Source organism: bacterium (assembly GCA_021372775.1).
Taxonomy (GTDB): domain Bacteria; phylum Acidobacteriota; class Polarisedimenticolia; order J045; family J045; genus JAJFTU01.
This window is the reverse complement of record JAJFTU010000324.1, coordinates 1-11,545: the sequence shown is the minus strand read 5'-3', so window position 1 is coordinate 11,545 and position 11,545 is coordinate 1. Positions and strand designations below refer to the sequence as shown.

Annotated in this window: 10 protein-coding genes; 1 reads left to right on the top strand and 9 read right to left on the bottom strand. The window is 74.0% G+C overall.

Going from position 1 to position 11,545, the window contains the following annotated elements; genetic code table 11:
• Window positions 1–148: 148 nt before the first annotated feature.
• From LLG88_11045 to LLG88_11010, 8 genes are all read right to left on the bottom strand, one after another.
• A complete protein-coding gene (locus LLG88_11045; GenBank protein ID MCE5247438.1) occupies window positions 149–1,327 on the bottom strand; it encodes a DUF1343 domain-containing protein in 1,179 nt (392 codons plus the stop codon).
• Complete coding sequence (locus LLG88_11040) at window positions 1,324–2,772, bottom strand: hypothetical protein (GenBank protein MCE5247437.1); 1,449 nt, start codon at window positions 2,770–2,772, stop codon at window positions 1,324–1,326. The genes LLG88_11045 and LLG88_11040 overlap by 4 nt, the downstream gene beginning before the upstream one ends.
• A complete protein-coding gene (locus LLG88_11035; protein MCE5247436.1) occupies window positions 2,772–3,572 on the bottom strand; it encodes a CvpA family protein in 801 nt (266 codons plus the stop codon). The genes LLG88_11040 and LLG88_11035 overlap by 1 nt, the downstream gene beginning before the upstream one ends.
• 72 nt (window positions 3,573–3,644) lie before the next feature.
• A complete protein-coding gene (locus LLG88_11030) occupies window positions 3,645–4,736 on the bottom strand; it encodes a hypothetical protein (protein ID MCE5247435.1) in 1,092 nt (363 codons plus the stop codon).
• Between the two features lie 4 nt (window positions 4,737–4,740).
• On the bottom strand, window positions 4,741–6,150 hold the full coding sequence (locus LLG88_11025) for a hypothetical protein (protein ID MCE5247434.1): 1,410 nt from the start codon (window positions 6,148–6,150) through the stop codon (window positions 4,741–4,743).
• A 104-nt stretch (window positions 6,151–6,254) separates the two neighbouring features.
• Window positions 6,255–7,523, bottom strand: a complete 1,269-nt coding sequence (locus tag LLG88_11020; GenBank protein MCE5247433.1) for a hypothetical protein — start codon at window positions 7,521–7,523, stop codon at window positions 6,255–6,257.
• Window positions 7,524–7,539: 16 nt separating this feature from the next.
• Window positions 7,540–8,001, bottom strand: coding sequence for a hypothetical protein (locus LLG88_11015; protein MCE5247432.1), 462 nt, complete (start codon window positions 7,999–8,001; stop codon window positions 7,540–7,542).
• Between the two features lie 123 nt (window positions 8,002–8,124).
• Window positions 8,125–9,468 carry a hemolysin family protein gene (locus LLG88_11010; protein ID MCE5247431.1) on the bottom strand — a complete coding sequence of 448 codons (1,344 nt, stop codon included), beginning with the start codon at window positions 9,466–9,468 and terminating at the stop codon, window positions 8,125–8,127.
• A gap of 21 nt (window positions 9,469–9,489) precedes the next feature.
• Here LLG88_11010 and LLG88_11005 point away from each other — a divergent pair, with 21 nt between their 5' ends.
• Window positions 9,490–10,113 (top strand): isochorismatase family protein, encoded by a 624-nt coding sequence (locus LLG88_11005; protein MCE5247430.1) that lies wholly within the window; start codon window positions 9,490–9,492, stop codon window positions 10,111–10,113.
• A gap of 613 nt (window positions 10,114–10,726) precedes the next feature.
• On the opposite strand, the gene LLG88_11000 is transcribed toward LLG88_11005, so the two are convergent.
• Window positions 10,727–11,545 (bottom strand): rhomboid family intramembrane serine protease (locus LLG88_11000; GenBank protein MCE5247429.1); only part of this gene is annotated, 819 nt, incomplete at its 5' end.

Genomic DNA, 11,545 nt, shown 5'->3' with positions numbered 1-11,545 from the left:
AGCATGCCGGGGATGGAAAGCAAAGGGCGTGCCGCCGCAAGTCGTTGATTCCAAAGGAGCGGGCTCGGCGGAAACGTCCGCCGGCGGACGGCCCCGTCCGCCCGCGGACGACGGCCGACCAACACGGTCGGCTCCACGTTGGGCGGTTTCAGGCCCGGTAAAGCAGCAGGTCGGCCCGCGCGGCGCGGAAGGCGGCCTCGGACGGGCCCCACGCGGACGCCAGTTCCCGCGGATCGGCCCCCGCCTCGAGCCCCCGCCGCCACCCCTCGCCCCCGGCGAGGAGGTCGAACGCGAGCCGGTCGGAGACGAACTCGTAGGTCTCGGTCCGCCAGCCGAACCGCTCGGGGTCCTCGGCGCGGCAGGCGGCGACGAAGGCGAGGCCGGTCAGCGTCGGCCGGAACGTCGCCCGGTCGGTCATGTGGATCTGGACACCGCCGCAGTCCCGTCCGGCGTGCTTGTGGAACGCGGGACGGAAGACGGCCGGCCGGAACGCGACCCCCGGCAGCCGGAACGCGTCGAGGCGCGCGGCGAGCCGTCCCGGGTCGAGCCACGGCGCGCCCGCCAGCTCGAACGGCCGCGTCGTGCCGCGCCCCTCGGAGAGGTTCGTGCCCTCGACGAGGCACATCCCCGGATAGACCAGCGCCGTGTCGAGCGTCGGCATGTTGGGGGAGGGCAGGACCCACGGCAGCCCCGTCTCGTCCCAGCAGTCCGCGCGCCGCCAGCCCTCCGCCGGGACGATCTCCAGCGCGACGTCGATCCCGCGCGTCCGCGCCGCCCAGAGGCAGAGTTCGCCGAGCGTCAGGCCGTGCCGGTTCGGAATCGAGAGCTCGGAAACGAACGAGTGGAAGCGCGGCTCGACGTCGTTCCCCTCGACATCCTCGCCGCCGAGCGGGTTCGGGCGGTCGGCGACGATCACCCGCACGCCGCGCGCCGCGGCGGCCGGCAACGCGCGGATCGCCGTCGCGGCGAAGGTGTAGTAGCGCGCGCCGACGTCGGCCAGATCGACGACCAACGCGTCGAGGCCGTCGAACGCCTCCGGCGCCGCGGCGAGCGACGCCTCGTCTGTTCCGTAGAGCGAGACGACCGGCAGCCCGGTGAGCGGATCGCGCCGCTCGTCCACGCCGATCATGTCCTGCGCCGCGCCGAGCGCGCCGTGCTCCGGCGCGAAGAGCCGCGTCGGGCGAGCCCCCGCCTCCGCGAGCAGCGCCGCCGCGGGACGGAAGTCGCGGCCGATCGACGCGGGGTGGGCGAGGAGCCCGACGCGCGCCCCGCGGACGAGCGAAGCCCGCCGGCCGGCGAGGATCTCGATCCCGGGAACGACGCTCACGGCTTCTCCTTCAGCTCCGACGGCGGGCGCTCCCAAGGGTCCTGCCCGATGTCGGTCACGGGACGCACCCCCTGCGGCTCGCGGCGCAGGAAGACGTCCACCTTGAGGCCGCGGCGGTCGATCCGCCATTCGTCCTCCGGCGCCGTCTCCGCGCGCAGCCAGCTCTCGGCCGCGGCCGCGAACTCGTCCGCGTCGGCCGGCGCGTCCCAGACGGTGGAGACGACGACGGCGTCCTCGCGGTCGGGGTACTTGAGCCGTTCGTGCGGCTTCGGCGTCCGCGGGCGGACGAGGAGCGTCACCCGGTCGCCGCCCCATCCGGCCGCCGCGTCCTTGGCCGCCGGGCGGCTCGCGTCGTCCGTTTCCAGCCAAGCGCGCACGCCGAGCTCGCCGAGCTCGAACGAGACCGCGCCGGCCCAGCCTTCGCGCGCCGCCGGCTCGACCGCGATCGGCGGGTCGTCCCGTTTCTCGGGGTGCAGCAACTGCTCGGTCGAGGAGGGCGGACGGCGCCACAGCTCGTCCACCGCCGCGAACCCGCCCCGCCGCCAGGCGCGCGCGACGAAGTCGAGCCCGAGGAGATACGGCTCGAGCAGCTGCCCCCGCAGATACGGCGGCGCCGCGGCCAGCCCCTCCTGACCCGGCCCGGCCTGCGCGGCGAGCGAGCGCAGCGTCTCGCCGCTCGGGAACGTCTCCGGCTTCAAGTCGAGGCCGAGGCGGCGGAACGCGACGAGCATCATCGCCAGCGTCGCGTCCCCCTCGGCCAGCGCCTGCCGCGCGAACTGCACGTCGTCGCGCCCTTCGACGTCCTTGCCCGCGAGGAGCGCGCGCAGGCCGAAGTGCTGGTCGGTCAGCGCGTGGTCGAGCTCGTGGACCAGGACCGCGTCGTCCACCTCGGCCGCCGCGGCGCCCGACTGCTTCAGCAGCGCGGCGCGCGTCGCCGGGGGAAGGTCGATCAAGTAGAACGTGGCGGTGCGCGGGTCGTAGAAGCCGGCCGCCTGCTCGTCGAGCAGCTCGCGGATCTTCTTCTTCAGCGGAAAGTCGCGCGGGAGCAGCCGCAGTTCGGCGAGGGCGATGGCGCGCGCCGCGGCGTCGGGGTCGGGGAGCTGCTCGTCGATCTCGTCGGCGATGAGGGCCTGCGCTTGTTCGGGCGCGATGCGGCGCGAGGCGACCGGATGGAGGAACGGCAGGCCGCGGACCGCGCCGAGTTCCCGTTCCGCGGCGAAGACCGGATCGGCCGCGGCCGGCTTTGCCGGCGCGTCGGCGAGCGCCGGACCGAACGCGGCCGCGAGCGCGACCCCGGCGACGACCGCGGCGCGCGCGAGGCGACATGCCGCGGCGCCTGCGAAACGAGGCGCGGCGACGGCGAACTCGAGGCGACGCCTCGCGGCGCGCGCGACGCGAAACGCGGCGACGGCGGGCGCCGCCGCGGCCGATCGGCGCGCGTCCATCACGCGGCCTTGTGCGCTTTGCGGTGCTTCGGCGCCGGCTTGGCCGCGGGAGCGACCTCCGGCTTCGGCGTCGAGGCCGTCGCAGCCTTTGCGTCCGTCGCGTCCGTCGCGTCCGGCGCGCTCTTCGCGGTCGCCGGCGTCGCGGCGGGCGCCGCGGGCTGCGTCGTTCCGTCGCGTCCCGCGTCGGGCTTCGCGCCGGGCGCGGCGTCGGGCTTCGTCTCGGCGGTTCCGTCCTTCGTCTCGCCCGGCGCGCCTTCCTTCGTCTCGGCCGCCGCGTCCTTCTGCTCCGGCGCGCCGACGAGCGCCTGCCGCCGCGCGTGGTAGGCCTCGGCGAGGCTCGGCGGCAGGATGCCGGAGGCGAGATCGACGCCGCCGAGCAGCCGCGGCACGAGCGTCGAGCCGCGCAGGAACGACGTGCCGGCGGGCAGGAACGCGGTCAACGCCAGCATCGCGCCGAGCACGACGAGCAGGCCGCCGCCGAAGCCGACCGCGGCGCCGAGCAGCCGGTCCATCCAGCCGATTCCCGCCGCGCGGATCAGCTTCCCGGCGATCCAGATCACCAGCGCGGTGACGAGCAGCGACGCGACGAAGACGAGCAGGAAGGCGAGCAGCCGCGCCGTGGACGGATTGGAGATCCGCCCGCCGAACCAGGCCGGCCCGTTCTCGGCGAGGCGCAGCGCCGCCGCGAGGCCGAGCCCGAACCCGGCGATCCCGAGCGCGATGTGCGCGAAGCCGCGGACCAGCCCGTAGAGCGTGCAGCCGCCGAGGACGACGCAGACGACGATGTCGAGGACTCCCATCCCCTACATCCTCTCCGCGCTCGCCGTCCTCGGCAAGCTCGGCCGGAGGGCGATCCCCGCCGTCCCCATCCGCTACATCCGGACCCTGTAGGTGCTTCCCGCCGGCGTGGTGACGAAGAGGAAGATCGGCTGCCCCGGACGCAGCGCGTCGAGGCGCTCCGGCTCGCTGCGCAGCGTCACCTCCTGCGCCTGGTTGACCGTGATCTTCTTCGGCGTCGGGCGGGGGCAGGCCGTCGGCACTTCGATCGTGTAGGCGCCGAACGGCAGGTTCTCCTGCCCCTTCACCGGCAGCCCGTTCAGCGACAGCCGCGGCATGCAGAGCACGTCGGGGCTCACGAAGTCGAAGCTGAACCGGTTCGGGTTGACCACGATCGGGTCGAGCGCGACGCCGGTCGCCGCGCGGAACTCGGTCGGCGGCCCGTCGATCGCCGAGGCGTCCACGATGTACCGGCCGATCGGCACGACGACGCGGAAGTCCTCGTACCCCGCGGCGACCCGCTCGGCGAAGCGCTTCGAGGCCAGCTCGAACGCGGCGCGCGAGAAGCCGTCGTTCGCCCCGCCGACCCGCTTGAGCTGCAGCCGCGCCCGCTGGAACGGCGGGATCTCGCGCACTTGGAAGCGCGCCACGGCGCCGGACGACCAGAACTCGCGCAGGTCGGCGACGATCTCCTTCGCCGGCGCGACGTCGTAGACGACGTCGGCGACGTTGGCCAGCGAGCCGGGCCGCGCGCCCCGCTCGAGCGGCTCGGTCCAGTCCACCGGGTCGAAGCCGAGCAGGTCCACCGCCCGCTCGTAGTGGCGGATCGAGTTCTCGAGGTCCACGCCCCGCGCGTGCAGCAGCGCGGCCTCGAGGTGCGCCTTGGCGACGACCATCCGCAGCGCGGGGATCGCCTTCGCGTCCTTGATCAGGATCGGCGCCGCCTCGAGCCGCGAGTCGAGCTCCTCGGTCCGCCGCTCGACGTCGAACAGCGCGGCGGCGACGACGTCCTTCGTCGCGCTCTCCCCCTGCAGCAGGAGATGGTAGGAGACGATCGAGCGCTCGAGGTCCTTGACGCGGGCGAGCTCCGCCGCCGCGGGGTCGAGGACCGCCGTCGGGACGTCGGCGCGCGCGGGGACGGCGACGAACAGCGCGGCGAGCGCCGCCGCGAACGTTGCGAGGCGCATCGGCTCAGCTCCTCGGCCCTTCGGCCTCGACCGCCGCGGCCTTCGCCGCGAAGCCGAACTGCCGCAGGATGTTGACGTAGTTGGTGCGGAACGGAGCGACCTCCGCCCCCTTGAGCCGCTTCGCGGCCCGCGCGTAGGCGGTCTCGGCCGCGTCCACCGCGCCGACCTTGTCGCCGTGGTTGGCGAGGGCGCGGGCGAGGTCGTAGTACGCCGCCTCGTCCCCCTCCCAGGCGAACGACGTCGCCTCCTGCGCCGCGCGCAGCGCCTCCTCGTAGCGCGCCGAGTTGAACTGCGCGAACGAGACGACGTGCAGCGCGCTGCCGAACTGCTGCTGGATCTCCGCGTTCCCCGGATCGAGGCGGAAGGCCGTGCGCCCGTACTCCACCGCGAGCTGCTTGTACTCGTAGCCGTCCTGGCGGCTGGCGTAGTCCGACATCTGCCGGTAGACCTCGGCCCGCTCGCGCACGCCGCGCGTCGCCTCGGCCGCCTCGCGGAACGTCGCCAGCACGTCGGCCGGCGCCGAGCCCTCGGCGACCATCATGTCGAGCCCCGCCTGCCACGCCGCGCCGGCGCGCACGTTGCCGTCGTCGAAGCCGACGACCTGGTGGAACTGGGCGAAGCGCTCGTCGTAGGCGCCGCCGAAGCCGAGCCGGCAGGCGTCGCGCACGCGGATCAGGTAGACGTCGGCCACCGGCGAGCGGCGCGCCATCTCCAGCGCGCGCCCGACGTACTGCAGCAGGAACTTGTCGAACGCGGCGAACTCGGCGCCGTCGCGCGGCTTCCCTTCGAGTTCCTCCGCGCGCGCCGCGAGCGCCTTCTCCATGTGCCAGTTGGCCCAGTTCTCCAGCTCGACGTCGCGGTAGCCGCCCGCCTTGAGCTTCTCGTAGTAGGCCGCGCCGAGGACGCTGTGCTTGAAGAACGGATCGTCCTGCAGGATCGCCAGGCTCGCCGTCATCGCGCCGAGGACGTCCTTGTCGTAGTCGTACTTGAACGTGCCCGGCGCGCGGCGCCAGAGCTCGAACCGCGCGTGGCCGCCGAGGAACGAGACGAGCGCGAAGTCGGCGCCGATGTGCGGCAGTCCCGCGCCGTCGAGCGCGGCGACGAACTCGTCGGCCCTTTCGGCCGCGGCCTGCCAGTCGCGCGCGTTGTACGCCTCGACCGCCTTGACGCGCAGCTCGGCGAGCTTCGCCGCCGGCGTGATCGGGGCCATCGGCATCGCGGCGCGCGCGGGGACGCCCGTCGGCGCCGCGGGCGCGGCCGCGGGCTTCGCGCCCGGCGCGGCCTTGCCCGGCTGCGCGGGGGCGGCCTTCGCCGCGGGGGCGGGGGGAACGGACGGTTTGGCTGGCGCCGTCTGCGCTCCCACGGCGGCGATGCCGACCGCGAGCGCGGCGCCCGCGCCGATCCAACGGGCCATGGTCGTCGGTCCTCTCAAGGCGACGGCCGCGGAGGGCTCCGCGGTCGCGCCGTTCTGTCCATCATAGGGCCGCGCGGCGCCGGCCATGGGCCGGTCCTCGCGGCTCAGCCGCGAACCAAGTAGTTCAACGCGTCGAGCGCGCTCTCTCCCTCCTGGACCTTCGAGACGACCGGCCTCGCGCCGGGACCGCGCGCGACGTAAATCACGGCCAGACCGTCGCCGGTCGGGACGAGGAAGTGCACCACGCCGTCCCGGTACCGGATGACCAGCGTCGAGCCGTCGACTTCGATCCCCGCGGTGCGCGGGCCGCCATTGCGTCCGCCGCGGGCGAGCGCCTGGCGCAGCAGGTCGCTGATCTGCGGCAGCAGGATGTTCCAGCGCGCCGCTTCCGTGGAGCGCTGGCCGAGGTCGTTGACCGAGACGAGCTGCAGGCCGTACTTGCCGCCGAGCGCCTGCGCCGTCGCCGAGACCGGACCGATCCCGCCGCCGCCGCGCCGCCCGCCGCCCGGACGTCCCACGGTTCCGAACCCGCCGATCTCGCCGCCCGGCGCGTCGGCGGGGCCGCCGTACTTCACGCCCAGACCGCCGCTGCCGGCGCCGCCGCCGACGCCGCTCCCTTCCACCGGCACCAGCCCGCGGCCGCCGCCGCCGGGGCGCCCGCCGGCCCGTCCGGCGGCGCCGGGGGCCGGGATGCGGAAGTCGCCCATCGTGGCCGGCGTGTCGCTGTGGTAGGCGACGATGGATCCGCCGCCGCCGCCGTCGCCGACGAGCATTCCCGGCGCCCGCGCCGGCAGACCCGGGCCGCCGCGCCCGCCGCCGGGCACCTTGACCTCCGGCGCGTCGAGCGCCGCCTCATAGGCCCGCCCGCCCGTGCCGCCGCCGTAGTCCCCCGCGGAGAGCCCCGCCGCCGGCTTGGCGGCGGTGCGCGTCGCGCCGCTGCCGCCGACCGGCTCGGGAGCGTCGAGCTGCCCGCGGAGCTCCGTCATCTGCCCCGCGGCGATCTCGAGCCGCCGCCGGTCGAGCAGCGATTTCGGAATCTCAATCTCCGGCTCGGGGAGCTGCGGCTGCAGCCGCTCCTCGACCTGAGGCTTCGGCTCTTCCTTCGGCTTCGGCGGCTCCGGCTCGCGGATCTTGTCGAGATTGAAGAGAACCTTCGGCTTCTTCACCTCGAGATTCGGCGCGGCCGGCACGTCCGGAACGAACTCGATGTCGAGGCCGTGCGGATCCTTGACCGCCTGGACGGTCAGGCCGCCCGCGGCGACCATCAGCGCGACCGAGCCGAGATGGACGGCGGCCGCGAAAGCGGCCGAGCCGGCGGAACGCTTCTTCCGCGCGGCGTCGTCCTTGACGAGAACTTTCTCGAAGTTGGCCATCCCGTCCTCGCGGCGCCTACTGGGCGCCGCCGCTCTCCGGCGCGAGCCGCAGGATCGTCAGGCGGTCCGTGTCCGAGATGCGGCCGTCGTTGCCGTAGGCCGTCAGCTCGAGGTCGTTGGCTCCCAGACGGGGGAGCGGCGCGTCGGCGATTTCGAAGAACGTGCGGTACGGCGCGTCGGAGGCGCCGGAGGGAATGCGCGGCAGGCGCGCGAGGTCCTTCGGTTCGGCCTCGCGGAGCGCGGCGGTCCGCTCGCCGAGCATCACCCGCTCGAGCGGCGCGTGGGAGAAGACGACGCCGCTGACGGTGATGAACGCGCCGCGGGTGGTCGCGGGCAGTTCCTGCAGCGCGATCCGCGGGCGGTAGGCGGACGTGTCGAAGACCAGCCGCTTCTCGTCGGCGGGCGGCTCCGCGGAAACGGCGGAGGCGCAGAACAGCCCGGCGAGCGCGGCGAAGCAAACGATCGACAACGACCTCATGGCCTTTCTCCTCGGAAGCACAAAAGTACGTCGTCCCCGTCGGTCAATATCGCGCCCTCGCGCACGTTCGCAACCCCGGCCGCCGGCGGCGATTTCAATCTTGGCGACGCGATGCCGGATTCGTCATTCGTCCGCGTCGCGCGGAACCAAGTCCACCCGCAGCACCCGCGTGCCGCTGACGGCCGCCACGACGAGCTCGTGGCGTTCGCCGAAAGGTACGCGGTCTCCGGCGGCGGGAATCCGGCCCAGTCGAGACTGCAACAATCCCGCCACCGTCCGGACCCCTTCCGGCGCCGGCGGCGCGCCGGGCACGAGCTCGGCCGCGCGGTCGAGCGGCAGCGCCGGATCGAGCGCGAAGCCGCCCTCCGCCCGGGGACGGATTTGGTCTTGCTCGGCCGCGTCGAACTCGTCCCGCAGCTCGCCGACCAGCTCCTCGAGCACGTCCTCCAAGGTGACGATGCCGACGGCCGCGCCGAACTCGTCGGCGACGACGGCGAGATGGGTCCGCTCGGCCTGAAAACGACGCAGCAGCCGCTCCAGCGGCAACGCGTCGGGAACGACGAGGGCCGGCCGGGCCACGTCCACGAGGCGGGGCATCGCCTCGCCGGTCCGGATGAGGTCCTTCACGTGCACGACGCCGAGCAGACGGTCGAGGTCGCCGTCCACGAGCGGGAAGCGGCTGAACCCGAACTCGCGCGCGCGGGCCAACGCGCGGCGCGGATCGTCGCGGCGGTCGAACGTCCGCACGCGCGCCCTCGGCACCATCGCGTCGCGCGCCTGACCGCGGACAAAGCGGAAGAAGTTGTGGAGCAGCTTCGTTTCGAGCGGGTTCAGCTCGCCGTCCTGCGCGGAGAGAAACAGGATCTGGCGCAGGTCCTCGAGGCTGCGGCGGTGGTTTCCCGCCGGCTGCTTCGAGCGCACGGCGCGCAGCGCGAGGCGCGCGGCGCCGTTGAGCAGCGCCACGAACGGCCGGAAGACGACGCCGCAGAGCGCGAGCGGCGCGGCGAGGGCGAGGGCGGTCCGTTCGGCGGCGCCGATCGCGAGCTGCTTCGGCAGCAGTTCGCCGGCGACGACGAGCAGGAAGGTCATCAGCAGGAACGACGCGGCCACGGCGATCGGCGCGGCGAAGGTCTGCAGGGCCGCGAGCGCGGCGGCCGAGGCGCCGAGGGCGCGCAGCCCGGCGGCGAAGATCCTGGCGAACGCCGGCTCGGCGACGTAGCCGAGGGCGAGGCTGCAGAACGTCACGCCGACCTGGCAGATCGAGAGCGCCTCGTTGAGCCGATCGACGAGGGCCAGCGCACGCGCCGCCCGCCGGTCGCCGCGCGCGGCGAGCGGCCGCAGCCGTTCCGGCCTCGTCCGCACCAGCGCGAACTCCGCCGCGACGAAAAAGCCGTTCAGCGCGACCAGCGCGACCGCGAGGACCAGGGCCGGAACGCCCGAAAGACCCGCTGATGTGTGGTCGCCCATCGTCGTTGCTATCATAGCCGCATGAGCGACGTCATCCTTTGCGAGTGCGGTGCGCAGTACGACTTGGCCGACTTCGACGGGGCGCTTTACGTCCCCGCGGCGGAGACGATCCGGCCGCGGCTGGCGGCGTTGGCCGCGGCGGCGCGCGAGCGCGGCGTGCCGCGCGTGGCGCTGGTCGTGGGGCACAAGGCCGGCGACCCGGATCTGGCCGAGGGCAAGCCCGACTACAAGACGACCTTCCCGGCCCACTGCATGGCCGGCGAGGACGGCGCGCGGCAGATCCCCGAGTCGGCCTTCGAGCGGTCGGTCGAGATTCCGCGCGAGCCGCACGCCGACCGGCCGGTGCGGGAGTCGCTGCGGGCGTACCGGAACGAGATCCTGTTCGAGGTGGCGGGGTTCGATCCGTGGACGCATCCGTCGATGCCGACGCTGCTCGAGGTGCTCGAGCCGAAGAAGGTCGTGGTCTACGGCCTGCCGGCCGACAAGCTCGTGGCGAAGGTCGTGGACGGCCTGCTCGAGCGGAACGTCGCGGTGGCGGTGGTGGCCGACGCCTCGAAGCCGTTCGACGGGAAGGCCTGGGAAGCGCTGAAGGCCGGCTGGGCGGAGAAGGGCGTCGAGGTTCTCGCGCACGATCAGGTGTTTTGATTTGCGGTGAGTGATTGCGCGGGTGTCGGCGCTTCGGGGCTCGGTCGCGAGGCGTGTGTTTCGGCTGCGCAACGTCTGTGCGCTGCGTCCGCGTAATGCCCGCGCGATTCGTCTGCGTAATGCCCGCGCGTCACGGGGACGCGCGTCGTGCGGCGGGGGCGGCGGCTCCGCCACGGGGCAACGGCTGCGCCGCCGCCCCCGCGCGCACGACGTGCTGTCGTCTTTGGCTGCGCGTCGCGCTGCGTGTCCGCCGGGGGGATGGTCGCGGTCGGGTGGTTCGTGGGTCTTGTTTCGTCTCGCGCCGCGGCCTTGGCCCGCGGGGCCACGGTGTCGCCGGCGTTGACGCGTCAGGGCGCATGTCCGTCGATGGGCGCGCGTCGCGCGACGGGGGCGGCGGCTCCGCGACGGGGCAATGCTCCGCCGCCGCCCCCCGCCGCTCGACGCGCTCGTCGTTCTCGACGCCGGGTATTCAACGCGGTCCTCGCGACGGGGGTAGGGGAGGCTGGCGCGTCCCGACGATCGTTCGCCCGCGGATGATTCCTCCGCGCCTGCCTCCCGACGTAATTCACGCGCAACGTTGCCTTTGGGCCTCAAAGGCGGTCGTGCGGGGAAATCAGGAAAGCAGGGCGCAGGCGAAGCCGGCGAGGGGGAGGATCGCGCAGATCACGGTCGCGACGGTCCAGAAGCGCTCGCGGGCGAGGGAGACGCGCGGCGAGAGGCCGACGAAGCGGCCGGCGACGCAGCCGGCGATCAGGCCGCCGACGTGCGCGGCCCAGTCGATCCCGGGAATGAACGACATCACCAACCCGAAGAGCGCCCAGCGCAGCAGGTCGTCGGAGAAGGCCCGGAACAGCGTGCCGCCGCGCATCCGGCCGTGCACCACGCCGAAGCCGATCAGCCCGAACAGCGCCCCCGAGGCGCCGATGCTGAGCGACCGCGGGCTCAGGAACGTCGAGGCGACGAACGACGCGACGCCGCAGCCAATGAAGACGACGAAGAACCGCCGCCGCCCGATCGCCGCCTCGAGCGCCGGCCCGAGGTTGGCGAGGGCGTAGCCGTTGAAGCCGATGTGCAGCAGCGAGCCGTGGAGGAAGATCGGGTTGACCAGCCGCCACCATTCGCCTTGGAGGACGAGCGGCGTGAACTTCGCGCCGAACGCGCCGAGCACGCCCCTCCACGGCGAGAGGAAGCCGCCGCGCCCCGCGCTGAGCAGCACGGTCGCCGCGTAGATCAGCACCATCGCCCCGAGCAGCGTCGTCGAGACCGACCCGAAGCTCGGCACGAGCCCGGCGAGCGTGCGCCCGAGCCCCGGCCGCGGCACGCGGCTCATCGAGGTTCCGCAGTCCGGGCAGCGCGCCTCGCGCACCGGCACCAGCAGGCGGCATTCGGGGCACATCCGGTACTGCGCGGACGCCGCCCGCCGCGTCGCCTC

Coding starts and splice junctions, on each gene's coding strand:
- LLG88_11025 (MCE5247434.1), bottom strand. CDS start 6,150: ATGGCCCGTTGGATCGGCGCGGGCGCCGCGCTCGCGGTCGGCATCGCC.
- LLG88_11005 (MCE5247430.1), top strand. CDS start 9,490: ATGAGCGACGTCATCCTTTGCGAGTGCGGTGCGCAGTACGACTTGGCC.
- LLG88_11030 (MCE5247435.1), bottom strand. CDS start 4,736: ATGCGCCTCGCAACGTTCGCGGCGGCGCTCGCCGCGCTGTTCGTCGCC.
- LLG88_11010 (MCE5247431.1), bottom strand. CDS start 9,468: ATGGGCGACCACACATCAGCGGGTCTTTCGGGCGTTCCGGCCCTGGTC.
- LLG88_11040 (MCE5247437.1), bottom strand. CDS start 2,772: ATGGACGCGCGCCGATCGGCCGCGGCGGCGCCCGCCGTCGCCGCGTTT.
- LLG88_11035 (MCE5247436.1), bottom strand. CDS start 3,572: ATGGGAGTCCTCGACATCGTCGTCTGCGTCGTCCTCGGCGGCTGCACG.
- LLG88_11020 (MCE5247433.1), bottom strand. CDS start 7,523: ATGGCCAACTTCGAGAAAGTTCTCGTCAAGGACGACGCCGCGCGGAAG.
- LLG88_11015 (MCE5247432.1), bottom strand. CDS start 8,001: ATGAGGTCGTTGTCGATCGTTTGCTTCGCCGCGCTCGCCGGGCTGTTC.